The sequence below is a fragment of the Enterococcus sp. LJL99 genome, assembly GCF_054871725.1.
In genome coordinates this window covers 174,075-193,071 of the sequence record NZ_JBTXLT010000006.1, presented here as the reverse complement: position 1 = coordinate 193,071, position 18,997 = coordinate 174,075, and the positions used below count along the sequence as shown (strand labels likewise).

General features: G+C 33.6%; 18 protein-coding genes. 12 read left to right on the top strand and 6 right to left on the bottom strand.

The window, feature by feature from the left end; all coding sequences use genetic code 11:
* Nucleotides 1–59: 59 nt before the first annotated feature.
* The gene (locus ACYSNW_RS11025) at nucleotides 60–161 is read right to left on the bottom strand and encodes an LPXTG cell wall anchor domain-containing protein (protein WP_461744633.1); all 102 of its coding nucleotides are present in this window, start codon (nucleotides 159–161) and stop codon (nucleotides 60–62) included.
* Between the two features lie 8 nt (nucleotides 162–169).
* A complete protein-coding gene (locus ACYSNW_RS11020) occupies nucleotides 170–295 on the bottom strand; it encodes a hypothetical protein (protein WP_461744551.1) in 126 nt (41 codons plus the stop codon).
* Between the two features lie 451 nt (nucleotides 296–746).
* Between ACYSNW_RS11020 and ald the strand changes: the two genes are divergently transcribed.
* The gene (ald, locus tag ACYSNW_RS11015; protein WP_461744550.1) at nucleotides 747–1,856 is read left to right on the top strand and encodes an alanine dehydrogenase; all 1,110 of its coding nucleotides are present in this window, start codon (nucleotides 747–749) and stop codon (nucleotides 1,854–1,856) included.
* Between the two features lie 174 nt (nucleotides 1,857–2,030).
* Nucleotides 2,031–2,939 carry an AEC family transporter gene (locus ACYSNW_RS11010; RefSeq protein WP_461744549.1) on the top strand — a complete coding sequence of 303 codons (909 nt, stop codon included), beginning with the start codon at nucleotides 2,031–2,033 and terminating at the stop codon, nucleotides 2,937–2,939.
* 820 nt (nucleotides 2,940–3,759) lie between these two features.
* On the opposite strand, the gene ACYSNW_RS11005 is transcribed toward ACYSNW_RS11010, so the two are convergent.
* A complete protein-coding gene (locus ACYSNW_RS11005) occupies nucleotides 3,760–5,283 on the bottom strand; it encodes a UDP-N-acetylmuramoyl-L-alanyl-D-glutamate--L-lysine ligase (protein WP_461744548.1) in 1,524 nt (507 codons plus the stop codon).
* A gap of 405 nt (nucleotides 5,284–5,688) precedes the next feature.
* Between ACYSNW_RS11005 and ACYSNW_RS11000 the strand changes: the two genes are divergently transcribed.
* From ACYSNW_RS11000 to ACYSNW_RS10985, 4 genes are all read left to right on the top strand, one after another.
* Entirely contained in the window at nucleotides 5,689–7,338 is a 1,650-nt protein-coding gene (locus tag ACYSNW_RS11000) for a putative polysaccharide biosynthesis protein (RefSeq protein ID WP_461744547.1), read from the top strand.
* A gap of 117 nt (nucleotides 7,339–7,455) precedes the next feature.
* A complete protein-coding gene (locus ACYSNW_RS10995; protein WP_461744546.1) occupies nucleotides 7,456–8,181 on the top strand; it encodes a pseudouridine synthase in 726 nt (241 codons plus the stop codon).
* Nucleotides 8,182–8,376: 195 nt separating this feature from the next.
* The gene (locus ACYSNW_RS10990) at nucleotides 8,377–9,264 is read left to right on the top strand and encodes an ABC transporter ATP-binding protein (protein WP_461744545.1); all 888 of its coding nucleotides are present in this window, start codon (nucleotides 8,377–8,379) and stop codon (nucleotides 9,262–9,264) included.
* Entirely contained in the window at nucleotides 9,261–10,082 is an 822-nt protein-coding gene (locus ACYSNW_RS10985; protein WP_461744544.1) for an ABC transporter permease subunit, read from the top strand. The genes ACYSNW_RS10990 and ACYSNW_RS10985 overlap by 4 nt, the downstream gene beginning before the upstream one ends.
* An 81-nt stretch (nucleotides 10,083–10,163) precedes the next feature.
* On the opposite strand, the gene ACYSNW_RS10980 is transcribed toward ACYSNW_RS10985, so the two are convergent.
* Nucleotides 10,164–11,006 carry an NAD(P)H-hydrate dehydratase gene (locus tag ACYSNW_RS10980; protein WP_461744543.1) on the bottom strand — a complete coding sequence of 281 codons (843 nt, stop codon included), beginning with the start codon at nucleotides 11,004–11,006 and terminating at the stop codon, nucleotides 10,164–10,166.
* Between the two features lie 154 nt (nucleotides 11,007–11,160).
* On the opposite strand from ACYSNW_RS10980, the gene pepV reads away from it, so the two are divergent.
* Nucleotides 11,161–12,576, top strand: coding sequence for a dipeptidase PepV (gene pepV / locus ACYSNW_RS10975; RefSeq protein ID WP_461744632.1), 1,416 nt, complete (start codon nucleotides 11,161–11,163; stop codon nucleotides 12,574–12,576).
* A gap of 145 nt (nucleotides 12,577–12,721) precedes the next feature.
* Here the strand turns inward: pepV and ACYSNW_RS10970 are convergent, their stop codons facing one another.
* Nucleotides 12,722–13,711 carry a YhdH/YhfP family quinone oxidoreductase gene (locus ACYSNW_RS10970; protein ID WP_461744542.1) on the bottom strand — a complete coding sequence of 330 codons (990 nt, stop codon included), beginning with the start codon at nucleotides 13,709–13,711 and terminating at the stop codon, nucleotides 12,722–12,724.
* Between the two features lie 107 nt (nucleotides 13,712–13,818).
* On the opposite strand from ACYSNW_RS10970, the gene ACYSNW_RS10965 reads away from it, so the two are divergent.
* Nucleotides 13,819–14,238, top strand: a complete 420-nt coding sequence (locus ACYSNW_RS10965) for a MarR family winged helix-turn-helix transcriptional regulator (protein ID WP_461744541.1) — start codon at nucleotides 13,819–13,821, stop codon at nucleotides 14,236–14,238.
* Between the two features lie 401 nt (nucleotides 14,239–14,639).
* Here the strand turns inward: ACYSNW_RS10965 and ACYSNW_RS10960 are convergent, their stop codons facing one another.
* Nucleotides 14,640–16,175: a glucosyltransferase domain-containing protein gene (locus ACYSNW_RS10960; protein ID WP_461744540.1), complete on the bottom strand. Its 1,536-nt coding sequence runs from the start codon at nucleotides 16,173–16,175 to the stop codon at nucleotides 14,640–14,642.
* 613 nt (nucleotides 16,176–16,788) lie between these two features.
* Here ACYSNW_RS10960 and ACYSNW_RS10955 point away from each other — a divergent pair.
* The 4 genes from ACYSNW_RS10955 (at nucleotide 16,789) to ACYSNW_RS10940 (ending at nucleotide 18,799) form a co-directional block, all read left to right on the top strand.
* Complete coding sequence (locus ACYSNW_RS10955) at nucleotides 16,789–16,911, top strand: hypothetical protein (RefSeq protein ID WP_461744539.1); 123 nt, start codon at nucleotides 16,789–16,791, stop codon at nucleotides 16,909–16,911.
* Nucleotides 16,912–16,923: 12 nt separating this feature from the next.
* Nucleotides 16,924–17,097 (top strand): carboxymuconolactone decarboxylase family protein, encoded by a 174-nt coding sequence (locus tag ACYSNW_RS10950; protein ID WP_461744631.1) that lies wholly within the window; start codon nucleotides 16,924–16,926, stop codon nucleotides 17,095–17,097.
* Nucleotides 17,098–17,306: 209 nt separating this feature from the next.
* Complete coding sequence (locus ACYSNW_RS10945) at nucleotides 17,307–18,104, top strand: hypothetical protein (protein ID WP_461744538.1); 798 nt, start codon at nucleotides 17,307–17,309, stop codon at nucleotides 18,102–18,104.
* Nucleotides 18,105–18,433: 329 nt separating this feature from the next.
* A complete protein-coding gene (locus ACYSNW_RS10940; protein WP_461744537.1) occupies nucleotides 18,434–18,799 on the top strand; it encodes a VOC family protein in 366 nt (121 codons plus the stop codon).
* The last annotated feature ends 198 nt before the right edge of the window (nucleotides 18,800–18,997 follow it).

Below are 18,997 nucleotides of genomic sequence, written 5' to 3'. Positions count from 1 at the left end.
ATGTAAAGACTTTTGAACTGTTTTTAGACATTGGCACCATTTCTTCTAGTTTTAACAAATCAGAAACCAGCACCTGCTAATACGATAGCTCCAACTGCTAAGTAAGCATAAATGCCATTTCCACCAGTACTTGGTAAGAAACCTTTTTTTGTATTGGCAATTTTTACTGCTAAACTATAGGCACTTGTGCCTCTGTTTCCACCATTAGATAGGCATTTTCATCCGCATATTTTAAGCCTTGAACAAAGAATTTACCATCTAAACTCCTTTCTATAAAAATGAGAGGTTGGGACAAAAGCGGTTAGCTCCTTTTGCACCACCGTTTGTTCAATTTTAGAAAATAGTACAAAGTTGTTCTTTAATTTTGTCTTCCCCACTTAAAAACTTTTTTGGGGAAGTAACTAAGGTCGTTATATAGGCTTTATAAATTTTGTTCCCTGAATAACAAGTGTTATCTCTTAACAGTTTTGTAAGTAGCTTGTCAATCAATTTTTAATACAAATCTTATTTATAAAGAAAGAGAATAGTTTAGAGAGCGATGATATTTAAATGGAAAGTCATTTATACGCTAATGAAACAGATAGTCTGAATAAGTTTAATTTTTGGTGGTTTCATCTGTACAAATTTATGTAGGTAAGTGTTTCATGAGAAGATATTTCTAATTTATATTGCAGTGACTCTCTCATTAAATTATAATTTATTTATATATTTAACAATAAACAGAGAAAAAGGAAGAGGATGATTGAATGAAAGTTGGTATTCCCAAAGAAATTAAAAATGGTGAAAACCGTGTAGCATTACCAGCTGCTGGGGTTTTGGACTTAATTGCTAATGGTCATGAAGTGTTTGTTGAAAAAGGTGCAGGGTTAGGTTCTTCAATACGTGATGAAGAATATGCGGCTGTAGGGGCAGTGCTAGTCGATACTGCAGCAGAAGCTTGGGCACAAGAATTAGTTTTAAAAGTCAAAGAACCTTTAGCAGAAGAATACCAATTTTTAAGAGAAGATTTAGTTTTATTTACTTATCTTCATTTAGCTGCAAATAAGCCGCTTGTAGAAGCGTTATTAAAGAGTAAAGTAAAAACTATTGCCTATGAGAGTGTCCGAATAGAGGATAATTTTTTACCATTGTTGGCTCCGATGAGTGAAATTGCTGGTAGATTGGCGACACAGTTAGGTGCCCAATTTTTAGAAAAAATCCCTGAAGGAAAAGGTATTTTATTAGGAGGCGTCCCTGGGGTCAGAAAAGGAAAAGTAACGGTGATTGGTGCTGGAATCTCAGGAATGAATGCGGCAAGAGTCGCTTTAGGAATTGGCGCAGATGTGACGATTTTGGATGTAAATATTAAAAAGTTACAAGAGATTGACAATCAGTTTAATGGAGCAATTAAAACATTGATTTCTAATCAATTCAATATTCGTGAGGAATTAAAAGAAGCGGATTTAGTGATTGGTGCAGTGCTGATACCTGGTCATAAAGCACCGAGTGTGGTTACGGAGGAGATGGTGAAATTAATGCCTGAGCATTCTGTGATTATCGATATTGCTATTGATCAAGGGGGCATTTTTGAAACAATCGATCACGTAACGACGCACGAGAATCCTACTTATGTAAAACATGGCGTCATCCATTATGCGGTGGCTAATATGCCAGGAGCGGTTGCACAAACAGCGACTTTTGCTTTATCAAATGCAACATTACCTTATGTACTAGAATTAGCTAATAAAGGATTTGAAAAAGCAATCCATGAAAATACGGCTTTATTAGAAGGGGTAAATACTGTATCTGGTCAATTGGCTAATCAAGCGGTAGCTAGCGATTTGAATTTACCTTATTCACCAGTAAAAAATATTTAAGTTAGTTAAAATGGTTCTAAATCAATAAGTTATAATAATGAAAGTTGAAACGGGAGTGCTAAGATTTAAAAATTGGCACTTCTGTTTTAATTTTTGTTCACATAGAAATCCAGCGATTTGTTATACTTAAGCTAAATAGGTTTTTGTTAATTGGAAAATTGGGGGATTTTGACGATGAAAGAGATTTTGGTGCAGGCATCTGGTTTTTGTTTTATTATTTTTTTAGGCTATTTAATGAAAAGGATGGGCTTGTTAGGGAAAGCTGATGGCGGGGTTCTGGCGGTCATTATTGTGAATATTACCTTGCCAGCTACAGTGATTGTTACCTTAGCAACAGTTAATGTTTCGACAACGTTATTATTTTTAATGGCAATGGGGTTGCTTTTGAATACAGTGAATATCTTAATGGGCTACTTAACCAGCAAAAAGCATACCTTAGTTGAACGTAAATTTCAAATGTATGCGATGTCAGGATATAATATTGGGAATTTTAGCTTGCCATTTGTACAAGGTTTTTTTCCAATAGCGATTCCTTTTTTATTGATGTTTGATATTGGGAACAGCGTGATGTTAACGGGCGGAAGTACGTTATTAATCGATAAATTGGTTGACCAAGAAGACGAAACGACCATTAAAAAAATTATTACGACATTGTTTAAATCGGTTCCTTTTACTGTGTATGTAATTATGTTGGCTCTTCGAGTAATACAGGTTGACTTACCAGAATCTTTGGTAACAATTTTACACATTATCGCAAAAGCCAATGGTTTTTTATCGATGTTTATGATTGGCTTATATTTTGAAGTTCGGTTGCCGCGTAAAGCGCTTCATTTAGTTGGTAAAACGTTATTTTGGCGTTATGTTTGTGGTGGAGCAGCAGCTCTTATTTTTGCTTTTTTGATTCCTTTAGAGCCCTTAGTCAAAACGGTGCTAGTCTTACTTTGTGTGGCACCGATGCCGACGTTTTCTGTTATAAATAGTGTTAAAGCGGGAATGTCTGAAGAGGTTGTAGGATTTACTTCATCTTTAAGTATTTTGATTAGTTTGTTTTTGATGACTATTGTGATGATTCTGATGACTTAAAAATAGAAACTTGCGCACATACTTAGAGAGAGACTTGGAAAAAAGTCATAAGAAAGCAATGTGTGTTTTCTTATAAAAGGAAAAAGAGTAGGTTGGTTTATAACAAATTTTCAGAAGACAGAAGCAACTTTATCCTCTAAACTTAGCTAAGTAATGTTTGGAAACGATAATGTTTGGAAAAAATAAAAGGGTGGAACAAACAGTCCTTTATCTTTGGAAATCGAATGGGTTCCTCTTTTTTGTACCGATTTTAGAGAAAACAAAAAAAGAGGTTTGGACAAAAGCGGTTAGCTCCGAGAACCAAGTAGGTACGATGCATCATCGAATCACTAAGTTCTTCGTGATTTATCGCAATAAGAAGGAATTTCCGAAAATGACAAGAAACACGAAAGGATTCCTTTCGATGTTGAATGATTCCTACTCGGTGCTCTTCAAATTTTTGGTAACCGAGTAGGTATTGTGCAACATCAGCTCATTTCATTCACTGTGTTTTACAACAATTTCGGCTTATTTCCGAAGCCTTCAATTCTTAGAGCTTTAGCTCTTAGAAATTGTTGTGATCGAAGCGCAGCGTAGTAGCTGCTTTTGCACCACCGTTTATCAGGTCATAAAACAATCGCTTAGAATTGAGCAATTGGACGAACCAACAGTTATTGCGTTCTTTGCAATGAATGATGGTTAGGAAATTGCTGAGATTCTGATTGTTTTATGCCGTTTGTTCGGTTTTAAGAGATAAAACAAAAGTGTTCTTTACTTTTGTCTCACCCACTTTAAACATACTGAGAATGCTTGAAAAGCGGTTTTAGTTTTATTGCTATTTTTATTCTTGTGCATGAATTAAGCGAGAGGCGATAGCAAAGTCTCCTTCATAAGGAACATCGATGCCAGCGACTTTTTGATATAGGTCGGCCCCTTTTCCTGCTAGAACTATCGCATCATTAGCGCTACTGCTATTTAGGGCTGCACCAATTGCTTTAGTTCGATCAGTAATAATTGAAACAGGAATATCGCTTGTAATATATGCGGCGATTTCTTCGCAAATTTTTGCTGGCTCTTCATCTGCTGGATCATCAGTTGTTAAAATTGCGCTATCTGCTAATTCGGTCAACACTTTTCCAAAATCTTTTCTTCTAGAGACGGCTTTGTTTCCTGTACTGCCGATGACTACTAAAATACTGCCATTTGGATGTTCTTTTTTTACAAAAGTTAGCAGATTCTTTAGACTATCGTAATTATGAGCGTAGTCAACATAGATTTTCGCACCATTCGTATTTGTCAGCATCTCCATTCGTCCTGGGACAGTTGCTTCACTAACGCCAGCGAAACAGTCAGGAGCCGTCGCACCAACTAAAGAACAAGCAAGCATTGCGCTAAGAGCATTTCCTTTATTAAAATCGCCTGCTAAACGAAGCTGATAAGATCCGTTTAATTTAAGTGAATCTTCTTTGGCGGTTACAGAAAAAGCCAGCGAGTCAGTTGGGTTAACATTAAATGTATAGTTCACTTCAGGGGCTTCTTTTGAACCATAGACTAAAAATGGCACATGAGCGAATTCGGCGGTTTCTTTAAGTAAGTTGAAATAATCGGCATCATGGTTTAAAATCATAGTCTTGGAATATTTAATTAATTGACGTTTGCAATAAAAATAATCATCAAATGTCGGGTGTTCAATCGGGCTGATATGATCAGGTGTAATATTTAAAAAAATACCGACATCGAATTGTAGACCATACACACGATTTGTTTTATAGGCTTGTGAAGAAACCTCCATAATAAAGTGTGTCATATTATTGTGGACTGCTTCTGCCATCATTCGATAAAGATCGAGTGATTCTGGTGTGGTTAATTGTGATTTAAAAAAAGTTTCACCATCTAAAGTCGAGTTCATTGTTGAGAGCATAGCAGTTTTATGATTCGTCGTGTGATCTAAAATAAACTTGGTAAAGTAAGCGGCTGTTGTTTTTCCTTTGGTTCCTGTAAAACCAATCAATTTTAATTTGTTTTGTGGAAAATCATAAAAAGTCATACTGATGATGGCCATTGCTTTTTTGATATCAGTAACAATGATTCCTAATTTGGCTGGAACTTCGTAGGGTTGTTCAGCAACATAAATTTTTAGACCAGTAGCTAGGGCAGCATCTAAATAGTCAGCTTTAAAATTGATTCCTTTGCAGAAAAAAAGAGTCTGAGCATCTACTTCGCGAGAATCATAGGATAAAGTAGTCAATTCTTGGTTCTCAAAATCGCTTGGCAGGGTCAATGACCAGTTAGTTTCGGTCACAAATTCTTTTAAAAGCTTTTCTTTCAGTAAACAGTCACGAATTTTAGCGAGTGAAATAGTCATGAAAAGTCCTCCATTTATTTATCTATCAACGGCATAAGTCATTTTTTAGTAAGAGTGTTTAGAGTTTCATGATACAGTTTAACGCACAAAACATCAAGTTGCTGCTTATTTTTTTGTCTGGTGATTTTCTGGAAAAGTAAATCGTAAAAAAATAGAATTTAAAGTTTTTATTTAAAAAAAACGAAATGTTTATTAGTTGTTTCTTGTTTTTTTGTTATAGAAATGATTTATTTTTGAATAATTGGATTTGTGATTGAAAATTGCTTTTTTTTTGGATAAATCGTTTTCAAAATTAAATATATGAAGAAAGTGTAAAATCGTCACTTTATTAAAGAAAGTGATTGCATATACTTGATTTTACAATTAAAATATAGAAAGTATGTTTGAAGAAAGTTGGAGGAATAAATGATAAATCAACCAAATTCTGTAAACCAACCCAACTTGACCAATCAAGAAAAGATGGTCAAAGGTTCGGCTTGGATGACAGCTAGTAATATTATTTCTCGATTGTTAGGAGCAGTTTATATTATTCCATGGTATGCTTGGATGGGTGAGCATGGGAATGATGCAAATAGTTTATCTTCGATGGGATATACTGTTTATGCAATGTTCTTACTCATATCCACAGCTGGAATTCCTGCTGCAATCGCTAAACAAGTGTCACATTATAACTCAAAAAATGAATATAAGGTTAGTCGCCAACTTTTTTATAAAGCTCTTCAATTAATGGGGATTTTAGGAGCAGTTTCAGCCGTCATTATGTATCTTGCTTCCCCTGCACTAGCCAAATGGTCTGGTGGTGGAGAAGATCTGATTCCAACCATGCATTCGCTGAGTTTGGCTGTTTTGGTTTTTCCTTGTATGAGCGTAATTAGAGGCTATTTCCAGGGGAATCAGGACATGATGCCTTTTGCCCTTTCTCAAATTGTAGAACAAGTTGCTCGCGTTTTCTATATGCTATTAACGGCGTTTATCATCATGAAAGTCTGGAATGGTAGTTACGTAAGTGCGGTGACTCAATCGACACTGGCTGCTTTTATCGGAATGCTTGGTAGTTTTGTAGTCCTTATTTATTATCTAAGAAAACAAAAACCAATGTTTGATTATTTAGCAGAGCATAGTGTCGATGAACAAGAAGTTTCGACCAAAGAGTTGTTGCTGGAAACATTAAAAGAAGCCTTACCGTTTATCATTGTCGGCTCTGGTGTTACTGTGTTTAAGTTAGTGGATCAATTCACATTTTCAAGCTTTATGAGTTCATTTACGGATTATTCTGAAGCACAACTGCTTAATTTCTTTGCAGTATTTAATGCTAATCCAGATAAATTGACGATGGTTGTAATTGCGTTAGCGACCTCCATTTCAATTACAGGCTTGCCTTTGATTACAGAAACAATGACATTGAAAAAATATCGGGAATTGTCTAAGTTGATCAGTAATAATTTACAACTTTTTATGTTTGTGATTATGCCAGCAACTTTTGGGATGATTGTTCTTGCGAAACCTTTGAATACAATGTTTTATGCGCCATCTGATTTAGGTTCTGCGGTATTGATTGAAGCATGTTTTGCAGGATTATTTATGGGACTTTATATGCTGTCTTCTACAATGTTGATGGGGATGTATGAAAATAAAGCAGCCATTCGCTATTTTGTTATAGGTTTGATTGTTAAGTTATTAGTCCAATATCCGTCCATTCGTTTGTTCGAGGTTTATGGACCGTTGCTAGCTACAATGATTGGTTTTTCTGTGTCTTGTTTCTTGATTGTTAGAAAAATAAAGAGAGTTTCAGGATTTAACTTGAACTTAACGCTTCGAAGAGGCTTACTGATTTTCTTGATTACGATGGTCATGATGATTGTTGCTCTTCTAACGAGACAAGTACTTTATATTTTCCTTAGTCCAAATAGTAAAGTGCAATCATTCATTATCGTTTTACTAGTTGCGGCGGTAGGTGCGGCAGTTTATGGCTATCTAGTGTTGAAACTAAGATTAGCTGATAAATTAATCGGTAAAGGTGTGGCTAAATTCCGCACAAAATTTAAAATCAAATAAAATTGAATAATGATTGTTGAGCAAAAACTCAATGAATTTGAAAAGTGGTCGAATAGCCTTCTTCTTATCAAGAGAAGCTAAACCGACCACTTTTTTATAAAGGCAGGAGGGAATAATATGCGTTTGGATAAATTTCTTTCAGAAGTTGGCTTGGGAAGTCGTAAGGAAGTGAAACAACTCTTAAAAAAGAAAGTGATAACCGTTAATGGACAAGTGGTTAGTGATGGTAAAAAACAAGTGAATGAAATTACCGATAAAATCGCTTATCTTGAGGAGGAGTTAACCTATCAAGAGTTTTATTATTATCTATTAAATAAACCTCAAGGAGTGATTTCAGCAACCGAGGATAAAAGAGATGAGACGGTGATCGATTTATTAAGTGATCAAGATTTTCGGGAAGATTTATTTCCAGTAGGTCGGCTTGATAAAGATACAGAAGGACTGTTGTTGTTAACTAACGACGGGCAGTTAGCTCATCAACTGTTAGCACCTAAAAAACATGTCGATAAAGAGTATTACGCAATTATTGATGGCATCGTGACAGAAGAAGATTGTCAATTATTTAGGAAAGGTTTTGCTTTAAAAAGTGGTGAGACAGTAAAACCTAGTCAATTAACTATTGAAACTGTCGCTGAAGAAAAAAATCGCTCAATGATTCGCTTGGTTATACAAGAAGGTAAGTTTCATCAAGTAAAGCGAATGTTTGAAGCAGTCGATAAAAAAGTGACCTATTTAAAACGATTACGGATGGGAAGTTTATGGTTAGATGAGGCGTTAGCTTTAGGAGACTATCGCCCGTTAACGGAAACAGAATTGGAACAATTAAAAAACAATAAAAAATGAACAAATAATCATAGATAGTAGATGAAATCATACCAACAAGACCTAGCTATTGCTCTAGTATTTTAAGAGAAGCGGGGTCTTTTTTGGGGCTCAATGCATGCTTTTTAAAATAACGCCGAGAAAAAGAGAGTATTAATTGACTAAAACACTTCTTGGGCATAGACTTACATTGATAAGTGAAAAGGAGTGTTACCTATGAGTGCAATTGAAATCAATGGTTTAACAAAAAGGTATAAAAATACTATTGCAATCGACGACGTAAGCTTGTCTGTAGAAACTGGCGAGATTTATGGTTTTATTGGTCCGAATGGTGCAGGAAAGTCAACGACAATTAAATCGATGTTGAATTTTATTTATCCAGATCAAGGAACAGCTGAAATTTTGGGCTTAGATAGCGTTAAAGAAGCAAAAGCCATCCGAGAACGAACAGGCTATGTTTCTAGTGATGTACGCTTCTATCCTACTATGACAGCTTTAGAAGTCCTTTCTATTACAGCGCAATTTCACCATTTAGAAAATAGTCAAAAACAAATCGATTATTTTATTGATTTATTTGAAATTGACAAGAAGAAAAAAATGTCTGAATTATCTTTGGGAAACAAAAAGAAAATCGCTATTACAGCGGGAATGTTGCCAAGTCCAGAAGTACTAATTCTAGATGAGCCAACAAATGGGTTAGATCCGTTAATTCAGCATCGTTTTTTTGAAGAGCTAACGAAACGAAACCAAGCGGGTATGACGGTCTTTTTATCCAGTCATGATTTAAATGAAATTCAGCAACATGCGCATCGAGCAGCCTTTATTCGTGAAGGAAAAATTATTACTTTGCAAGATATTTCAAAAGAAAAAATGCGTGGCAAAGTGATTACCTTGATTGGAGACAATATTTCATTGGCTTTATTTGAGAAGTTAGGCGCAGCCATTTTGAAACATCAAGGAAATGAAACAAGACTCTTTTTCGAAGGGGATATTCAAAAAGTATTGCCTTTATTAGCAGATAAATCGATTGACGACTTTACAATTACTGATCCTGAATTGGAAGATCAATTTATGGCGTTATATGAAGGAGGTGCAGTAAAATGATCTTGACTAAAATTGAAAGCAAAGCATTAAGTAAAAGTTTGCTTATTTGGAGTGTTTTATTTGCACTAATTATTTTTGGTTTTAGCGCAGTGTATCCTCAAATGCACAATTCTGCAATGAAAGAGCTGTTGGATACAAAACTGGGTGGTTTTTCACCAGCGCTTTTAAAAACGTTTAATCTTAGTGTGAGTGGGGAATCTAGTTTTATGGTGGCAACAGGTTTCTTTGCGTACTATTTTCAATATTTATTTTTAGCCGCCGCTATTTATGCGATGATGATTGGAAGTCAAGCATTGATTAAAGAAGAAACAGATGGCACGATTGAATATTTATATGCCCAACCAATCACTCGGAAGGAAATTGTGACTGGAAAATTATTCGCTTCAATCATTATTTTAGTTGTTTTTTGGTTGATTACAGCACTAAGTTCTTTAGGGGCTACATTGGCCTTTAAACAAGCGGCAGATTCAAGTAAGGAAATCATTCAAAACATCGTTAAGATATTTTCACAAGAAGCGTTAATCATTTTCTTTTTCTTAGCGCTTGGTTTTCTATTGTCGACTCTTTTGAAGTCTAGTAAACAAAGTATGAGTCTTTCACTAGGAATTGTTTTTGCTTTTTATTTGATTGGTATTTTTTCTGATTTGAATGATTCATTCAGTTGGGCTAAAAATTTTTCTCCGATTCATATGGGAATCCCAAGTAAGTTGATTAGTGAAAATTTGTCGGTAATACAAATCATGTGTCTGATTCTTTGTAGTGTTGTTTTTTTAGTGGGTACGTATGTAATGTATCAAAGAAAAGATTTGAAGATATAGTTGCTAAAAGAAACTTAAAAATATAACAAGAAGTCCAAAGTAAATCAGGGCGTTTTACGCGGATTACTTTAGACTTCTTATTTATTCTAAGCGTTCTTGTTGTTCAAATCGTTTCATAAAGAAAGGAATTTCATGACTAAGTTCAGTAGGTAAGACGACATATTGTTTTTTACCAAGGATTTCACCAATCAAACTATGTAGATAAACGGCAGCACAAATGGCTGCTTCCTTATCTTGAAATTGAGCTAAAAAACCAGCAATCATGCCAGCTAATGTATCGCCCATACCGCCAGTTGCCATTGCAGGAGTTCCTACTGTGTTTTTATAAATTTCGGTATGTGTATAGATTTCGGTACGATGACTTTTAAGGACGATGTACGAGTTTAACTTACGTTGAGCCTGTTCATTTCTTTTTTTCGTTTGTTGTTCTATTTTTATACCGCTTAGACGCTCCCATTCCATTTGATGTGGGGTAAAAACAACTTGTTCTGCATAATTCAATAATCGTGAAGTTTCAGCGTACAAGGTGATAGCAGAACCATCTAAGATTAACCACTGATTTTGTTTTTGACTAGCAATCACTCGAGTTAATAACTCTCTACTTTGTTTTTCTAAACCTAAACCTGGTCCTATTAAAATGACATCTGCTGTTTTGAGTATTTCGTGTAGTTGTTTTTCATCTTGCCAATCAAGAACCATTGCTTCTGGTAAACGAGCATGGATTGAACTGTGGTTTTTAGTTGCAGTTACAATGGTAGTCAGACCTGCACCTGATCGAATGGTTGCTTCAGCACTCATAAGAATGGCACCACCCATTTGTTCGTTTCCGCCAATCAGCACGACACGGCCAAAGGTGCCTTTATGAGAATTTTCTGGTCGTTGTTTGATGATTTTTGCTAAACTATTGATGGTTATTTTTTTCATTTGTGTTCCTCTCTTTGATAGTTTCCTTTTTCATTATAAAGCTGTTTGATAAGAACCGCAAAAGAATCTTGAAAAATGAGTTTCTGGCTTTTTCTTTTCGCAAAATTAGTGGTAAGATGAGAGAGATAGAATAATGAATTGGAGTGACGAAGAAATGACGATTGATTGGCAAAAAGAGGTAGATGCACGCAAAGCTGATTTGTTGGAAGATCTACAAAATTTATTACGCATCAATAGTGAAAGAGATGACAGTCAAGCGGATGCTGAAAACCCATTTGGACCGGGACCACGTAAAGCATTAGAACATATGCTTGCTTATGGTGAACGTGATGGATTTACAGTTAAAAATGTAGATAACTATGCTGGACATATTGAATTTGGTTCAGGAGATGAAACTTTAGGGATTTTTGGACATATGGATGTCGTTCCAGCAGGGGATGGCTGGTCAACCGATCCTTATGAGCCTGTGATTAAGGACGATAAGATTTTTGCTCGTGGTTCTAGTGATGATAAAGGCCCTAGTGTGGCTGCGTATTATGCAATGAAAATTATTAAAGAGTTAGGATTGCCATTATCTAAAAAAGTTCGTTTTGTGGTAGGAAGCGATGAAGAGAGTGGTTGGGGCGATATGGATTATTATTTCCAACACGAACAAGCGCCTGATTTTGGTTTTTCTCCTGATGCAGAATTTCCAATTATCAATGGTGAAAAAGGAAATGTTTCGTTTGCTCCTCATTTTGTTGGAACAAACGAAGGCGATTATGTTTTAGAAGAATTTACTGCGGGCTTACGTGAAAATATGGTTCCAGGAACAGCGGTTGCAAGCATCACTGTTCCTTCAGCAGAAGTTGCTGAAAAAATGAAAGGTGCCTTTGACGTCTTTATTGATGAAGAACCGATTACTGGTGCGCTTGAAATCACTGATACGACGGTAACGATTCAAGTGACTGGAAAAGGTGCGCATGGGGCAAGTCCTCAGTCTGGAATCAACGCTGCAACATTCTTAGCAGTCTTTTTAGACAGCTATCCATTTGGTGGCGCAGCTAAAGAGTTTATACATGCAACGGCAACAAATGTTCATGAAGATTTTTATGGTGAAAAATCTGGTGTGGCGTTTGAAGATCCTAAAATGGGTCGATTAACAATGAATGCTGGGTTATTTGTTTTCAAAAACAATGCAATAGAAGGAAATTTTATCAATTTGAATTTCCGTTATCCAAAAGGAATCAGTGTTGCGGAAATTAAAGATGGTCTAGAAAATGTTTACGGCGCGCAAGGAGCAACAATCGTTCAAGGTGAAAGAAACCAAGAACCGCATTATGTTCCTGTGGATGATCCATTGGTTGCGACATTGCTAGAAGTTTATGAAGACCATACAGGACTTAAAGGTGCTGAAAAAATTATCGGTGGTGGAACGTATGGACGTTTACTAAAACGTGGGGTTGCCTATGGGGCAATGTTCCCAGGTTATATTGATACTATGCACCAAGCAAATGAATTTATGGCATTAGATGACTTGTTTAGAGCGACTGCTATTTATGCAGATGCTATTTACCGTTTGGCGAAGTAAGGAAAGAATTATAATATAAAAAGCAGAAAAAATAGATTAGTTTATTATAAATGCAACTACTCAATTCAGTTACTTTACTGAACAGTAGTTGCATTTTATAATGTATTCATTTTTAGTTTGGGACTAAAATAATATCAATTTGGCTTTAACTTATTTTTACGATACTTCTTCCAAGATGGGTACCGTTTTTAAGTAATGAAATTGTATTTGGGATTTCTTCAAAAGGAATTTCGTTAACTAATGTTGAGTTGGTTACATTCCATTCTTTTGATAGCTTGTCCCAAATTTCTAATCGATCGTCATACGAAATATTGACTGAATCAATACCCAATAAATCAACTCCTCTAAGAATAAATGGTAATACTGTTGAGTTGAGTTTTATTCCACCTACATTTCCACATAAAGAGACACTTCCTTGATAAAATACATATGGAAGTAAATTAGCGACTAAATCTCCACCGACTGTATCTAGAATATAATGGAAAGTTTGTTTGGATAAAGGCTTATTATCAAATTCAAAATCGGATAACAAGATAACTTCTGTAGCACCTAGATTTCGTGCGATATCTATTTGGTTTTCTTTTCTAACTAGGGCAATAATATTCTTGTATCCAATTTTAGATAAAATTTGTAACGCAATACTCCCAACCCCACCCGTAGCACCTGTAACTAATATAGAGTGATCTAAATTTTTATTTAGTCCATTTTTTTCTAAAGCTTGAATGGACAAAGCGGCTGTTAATCCAGCAGTACCATATATCATAGCGTCTTTTAGTGAAAAATTTGCAGGTAGTGGGATTACCCAAGAAGCTGGAACTCTTACATATTCGGAAAAACCTCCTGTATGAGTCACACCCGTTCCAAAACCAGTGACTAGTACAGACTGTCCGTTATGAAAATTTGAATCGGCTGATTCTACTACTTCTCCACTTAGATCTATTCCTGGAATCATTGGATACGTTCGAATAACGCCACCCTTATATTGAGTTGCTAACATATCTTTGTAGTTGATAGAGGAATAGCTAACTTTGATGAGCACTTCTCCTTTAGATAAAAAATCTTCATTAACTTGTTCAATTTTTGAATCTATTAGTCCATTACTTTCTCTAACAACAAACGCATTAAAATTTTTCATAAAATCATCCACCTTTCTGTTTTGAAATAGTTTTGTTACAAAAATGTTTTCAAACAAAATTTAACATGATATTATGATATTGTCAATAACTATTGGAGGTATAAAAAATGCTGAATGACTGTATGAATTTTTTACTAAGTGTTTCTCAACATAAAGTGTTTAAATATTATAGTAAGTTACTTCAAGAATATAACATTACTCCTGCTCAAGCTGGAATTTTAACTTGTTTGTGGGCTGAAGGTCAGTTAACACCTAAAGAAATTGGAAAAAGATTATGTTTAGAAGCTCCAACTATTTCAGGATTATTAGATAAAATGCAAAAACAAGGGTTGATAACTAGGGAAATTGATACTAATAATAGAAGAGTTGTTTTTGTCACAGCAACCGAAAAAGCAGATAATATGAAACCAAATATTGAGAAAGCCACAAAAAAAATGAATCAAGTAGTTCTTGATTCATTTTCGGAGGAAGAAGCTAGTCTTCTTAAGAAACTTCTAAATGGAATTATTAATAAAGAGTTGATTTAATAATTTGACAAATCAAAACATATAAAGATTAGAAGGAAATGGAACAAAAGTCAGAAAAAACTGATTTTTGTTCCATTTTTCTAGTTTAATGTCGCGAAAAAAGTAAGACAATACTTAATTAGTTCTATTAACATAAGATTTCATCTAATTGATCGATTCTAAGCAATTGTTTTATGACCTGAGTAAACTGTGACGCTAAAGTAGTTGTCTGGGCAATAAGTCGAAATTATTGTGATCAAAGCGTAGCGTAGTAGCTACTTTTGCACTATCTTTTGTCGGATTTTAAAAGATAAAATGAAAATATTTTTTACTTTTGTCTCACTCGACATCTACATTTTCTCTCTTAGTTTTCAACTAAATTTCCGAAAAATTCAAATGCCTCAATTGTTTCCAAATACTCTCTAACTTAATTTTACAATCAAATAATTATCAACAACTTTTACAAATCCTTTATTCGGATAACTAGGCATATCTTCAGCTATCGGAGCTAACTCTTTGTACTTTTTACCATTATTAATGAAACCAATTGGAATTCCTTCGCTTATAAAGAAATCAGCAACTCTTTGTGAATTTCCTATAATAAATCCAGTATCATAATTAAAAAATGAGCACCCAATCATTTCCCCTCTCTTTACATCTAAATATGAGAAATCAATGCCACCATAAGTTACAAGTTGGTACTCTTTAGTTGATGAGAGGTTTAAACTACTTAGTTCCTTTTCTATTGTATTAAGAACTTTCACCTCTTCTTGATAGATAATATTTGATGTCTGACCAAGGCGATAAGTAAATAAACCTTGAGAAGTACTTAAAATGATAGTTATTAGTAAAAGACCTTTCTTTACTATATTTGAGTCAATTTCATTAAAAGTTGCTATTGCAACAAAGAAAAGAGCAAAACAAATTGTAGGATAATAACTTCTCATAGGACCAGCCCATCCTAAAGTAAGGACTAAAAATCCAAGGCCTATAGATAGTACGATTAAAGTTAGGAATAGAGACAGTTTTCTTTGTAACGTATTTTTCTTGTTGAACAAAAAAGATAGAGCAAAAAAGCTTGAGTAAAGAGATGGAATCCATAAGAAAAATCTATTTTGAGTTGAAAAAAAGGTGCTTTTTATTAAGCTTATAGTCTCAGAAAGATATTGACTAAATGGAACTTTCATAAAGTAGAAATCAAAGCTGATATAACCAACATCAACAACATGAAATAGTTGGTGAACAATTTTATTAATCACTATATATAAAGTGAAAGAGATTAAAAGTACAAGAACATAAGGGATTGTTTTTTTGACAAATTCAAAAAAAGTTGTTTCTGAATTTGTTTTGAAATAAACGCTAATAATTGCAAGAATACAAAAAGAAACGAGTAAAGATTGATATACTGAAAAAGAGAAGAAAGAGCTAATTATAGCAATAAATAAAAAGAAAAACTTCTTCTTATCAGTGGTATCAGTAGCAATTTGAATAAGAATAATCGCTAGTATTTGGAAAATTACCGCAATCTGAACTTCTATACTTTGTAAAATAAAATTAGTTTGCTCTATAATTGTCGGAGTAGTGATTGCTATTAAAGAACTTACAAAGAATATAGATTTTGAGGAGACTTTTTTTGTTCGCCAAACCAAGTAACAGAGTAAAATTATACTAAAGGAAAAAAGTAGATAAGTAAGTGTATTTACAAAAACTGGATAAATATTTGTTCCGTAGGGAAGTATTCTTTTTAAAAAAACTAAACCATAACGGTTGAGTGATAGCCACCACGTTAATGTACCCTCTGGCTCAGCAATCATTCTCTCAGTATCGATACCAATGCTATAATAGCGCAATTTGGGTGAGTAAGTTAAGAATGTACAGAATAAGCAAAAGAATACTAATGGAAGTTCATTTCGTAAAAAAGTAATAAAATTTGTTGAATCTTTTTTTAAAGTGTTCATTTGATCTCCTTTTATTAAAAATTTGTAATTGAAAGAAAAATATAAACGACCAATGAACCTAAACAAATTATATTTTTGGAACAATGATGATCAGTACTAAAGTCAAAATAAACGTTATAAAATATCTGTTCACAGTGTTTTAGAAAATATAAATTTTGGTCAACCGTTTGTTAGGTTTTAGAAGATAAAATAAAAGTGCTTTTTACTTTTGTACTATCCACTTGCCAAAGTCATATTATTTCAAGATTTTTCTCTACAAATACTATAGCATAATTCGCCGATTTAATAAGTCTTTTTTTATTAAATAAAGTTAGTTTTTTAGGGGCGAAAAATTAATTTTGGGAAAGTGAATAAGCTATCGCTATATTTCAATTTTTTTTTTAAAGCAAAAAAATATAAACATTAACTGTTTCTGAATCATTAGCGATTAGTTTTTATGGTATAGCATAATCTTGTTGTTTAGTTAATAATATTTTTTATTTGTATTAAACTATAATTTATAGTAATATAAATTATAGTTTAATCTGTTATTTCAATAAAATCGAAAAATTTTTTTTAAAATAATTAATTAGCAGTATAAATTGATTTGAATAAATTTAATGGAGGGATAATGATGAATTTAAGTAACTCTTTTGAAATATCTGCCAAAGAAGCACCAGAATATCAAACGTTTTTTTCTCAGCTAGTTCAAAATTGGGGAAATATTAGCTCTTTGGAAGAAAAAACAAAGCATTGAGCTTATCTTGGGATTCTTTCAGCAACAGGAAAAACAAGTGGAATTGCTTTTCACGTTATGTTAGCAAAAAAATCTGGTGCGACTAAAGAAGAAGTAATCAGTGCAGTTCTTCTAGGGTTTCCTGCTGTTGGAAATGTAGTGATGAACGCATTGCCATTTGCTGTTGATGCATATGAAAATAATTGAATGACAGAAGCATCCGAAATGTTTAACTTTGATCATCAAATAGAGCGATGTATCATCGAATGACTGAATGTTGCGTAATTTATCGTAAAAAAAGGCGTTTTCGAAGGATTCAAAAGGTTGATGGATACTGATTTCACGGCTATTTTTTCAGCTCGATTCTACTAAATTTAATCTTATAATAAAATGTTTTAAAAGCGAAGGTGAATTCAATGATTAAAGAGAACAAAACAATTACGCTACTGTTGGAAGAGAATAATTTTAATGGATTAACGAACTATCTTGTAGAAAATTCAAACTTACCAGGAAGAAGGGTCAATTTAAGTTTGATTTCAACTGTGGCAGATTTTTTTGCATCGAATAGTACTGTTTATAAATCATGGTATAGGATACTGGAAAACTGGTTTGATACCAAAGTAGATGGAAATAGTTCAGAGACCATACTTGTTTTAACTGCATTGGAATCATTTGGCGCCACGTATATACACAGTGAAGAAATAGAACAAAAAGCAATAGAAAAAAAACTGATAGCTTCGCTAAATGATAATCGGTGGCGTGTCAGAGAAATAGTAACAGAAAGTTATAAACGAATCGGGTTATCATCCTATACAAAACTGATTAATTTATTTGAATGGATATTGTCTAATAAGCCTACGCCTTTAGAAATTAGAGGGATATTAGCAACTGTAGCACATCCAGAGCTACTAGTTTCAAAAGAGCAACTGAATTTTTCTCAGAAAATATTGGCGCAATCGTTTAACTATTATATATCTTTCGATGCGTCTAGATTTACGAAAGAAGATAAAGTAGTTCTAAAAAAAGGATTGGCTTTTGCACCAAGTGTAATTGTAAGTAAAAATCCTACTGTTGGCTTTCCTTTTTTTGAACGCTTAATTCGAGAAAATGGTAAGGAGATTCATACAATAATAAAAGAAAATTTAAAGAAAAAACGGTTAGAGAAGTTTTACCCTAGTGAAGTTGAAAACCTTTTATTGCTGTTAACAAAATAGTTAGCTAAATTTAATGGCTCAAAGAGTTGCTAAAGTTCCTTTAAGTTGTTTTGATAGTTGATTTAGGAGGATATTGTAAGCCAATAATAGACGTTCAAATCTGTTTTTTTCCTTTGCAAAGAGTGTAATAACTGTAGTTTCGCGCAATTAGTCGATTTTAGCTGTTATTCGATATCTACTCGATTGACAAAAATTTGAAGATCCACAAATAGAAATCCTTCGGCGTCCATAATAAATTTTTTTGATTTTCCAGTTATTTTCGGAAATTTCTTCTTAGTTGCGCTAAAAGGTGAATATAACTATTTCATAAAAAATGGAGGAATCAACAGATGAAAAGTTATGATAATTATTTTTTACCAACCAACAACATGGATGAATCGATAGAATTTTACAAAAAAATTGGATTGAAAGAAAAGTTCAATTTTATATCATGCGGTATGGTTGCCTTTTCTGTTGGTGATGAAGAACCAGCAATTATATTGAAAGACATAAAAAAATTTCCAGAGCAGAAGCCGACTATTTGGTTTGTTGTTGAAGATACGCAAAAAGAATACAAACGGCTTAAAGAAGCAGGCGTTACATTTTTATCAAAGCCTTTTCAAATTGGAACAGGAGTATCAGTAGAATTTAAAGATACATTTGGTAATATATTAGGAATGACTGATTATACAGTAAAGGAGGATAATAAAAATTAATGATGAAGAGAAATCTTAATCAAAATAGTTGATTATTTTTATTATCTAATTGAAAAAAATAGCTAATCTTATGTCTATTTTGCTAAATTATAGAGAGATAAGTATAATATAAGATTATTTTAATCAACCTCAATCTTTGTGAAAAAATTATTTAATTACTGTTGAAAAGTGTTTCTCGTTATAGTATATTGAACGTGG

What these genes read in the sequence shown, in the direction of transcription:
- ald (WP_461744550.1), top strand. Translation starts at nt 747, where the DNA reads ATGAAAGTTGGTATTCCCAAAGAAATTAAAAATGGTGAAAACCGTGTA.
- ACYSNW_RS11010 (WP_461744549.1), top strand. Translation starts at nt 2,031, where the DNA reads ATGAAAGAGATTTTGGTGCAGGCATCTGGTTTTTGTTTTATTATTTTT.
- ACYSNW_RS11005 (WP_461744548.1), bottom strand. Translation starts at nt 5,283, where the DNA reads ATGACTATTTCACTCGCTAAAATTCGTGACTGTTTACTGAAAGAAAAG.
- ACYSNW_RS11000 (WP_461744547.1), top strand. Translation starts at nt 5,689, where the DNA reads ATGATAAATCAACCAAATTCTGTAAACCAACCCAACTTGACCAATCAA.
- ACYSNW_RS10995 (WP_461744546.1), top strand. Translation starts at nt 7,456, where the DNA reads ATGCGTTTGGATAAATTTCTTTCAGAAGTTGGCTTGGGAAGTCGTAAG.
- ACYSNW_RS10990 (WP_461744545.1), top strand. Translation starts at nt 8,377, where the DNA reads ATGAGTGCAATTGAAATCAATGGTTTAACAAAAAGGTATAAAAATACT.
- ACYSNW_RS10985 (WP_461744544.1), top strand. Translation starts at nt 9,261, where the DNA reads ATGATCTTGACTAAAATTGAAAGCAAAGCATTAAGTAAAAGTTTGCTT.
- ACYSNW_RS10980 (WP_461744543.1), bottom strand. Translation starts at nt 11,006, where the DNA reads ATGAAAAAAATAACCATCAATAGTTTAGCAAAAATCATCAAACAACGA.
- pepV (WP_461744632.1), top strand. Translation starts at nt 11,161, where the DNA reads ATGACGATTGATTGGCAAAAAGAGGTAGATGCACGCAAAGCTGATTTG.
- ACYSNW_RS10970 (WP_461744542.1), bottom strand. Translation starts at nt 13,711, where the DNA reads ATGAAAAATTTTAATGCGTTTGTTGTTAGAGAAAGTAATGGACTAATA.
- ACYSNW_RS10965 (WP_461744541.1), top strand. Translation starts at nt 13,819, where the DNA reads ATGCTGAATGACTGTATGAATTTTTTACTAAGTGTTTCTCAACATAAA.
- ACYSNW_RS10960 (WP_461744540.1), bottom strand. Translation starts at nt 16,175, where the DNA reads ATGAACACTTTAAAAAAAGATTCAACAAATTTTATTACTTTTTTACGA.
- ACYSNW_RS10955 (WP_461744539.1), top strand. Translation starts at nt 16,789, where the DNA reads ATGAATTTAAGTAACTCTTTTGAAATATCTGCCAAAGAAGCACCAGAA.
- ACYSNW_RS10945 (WP_461744538.1), top strand. Translation starts at nt 17,307, where the DNA reads ATGATTAAAGAGAACAAAACAATTACGCTACTGTTGGAAGAGAATAAT.
- ACYSNW_RS10940 (WP_461744537.1), top strand. Translation starts at nt 18,434, where the DNA reads ATGAAAAGTTATGATAATTATTTTTTACCAACCAACAACATGGATGAA.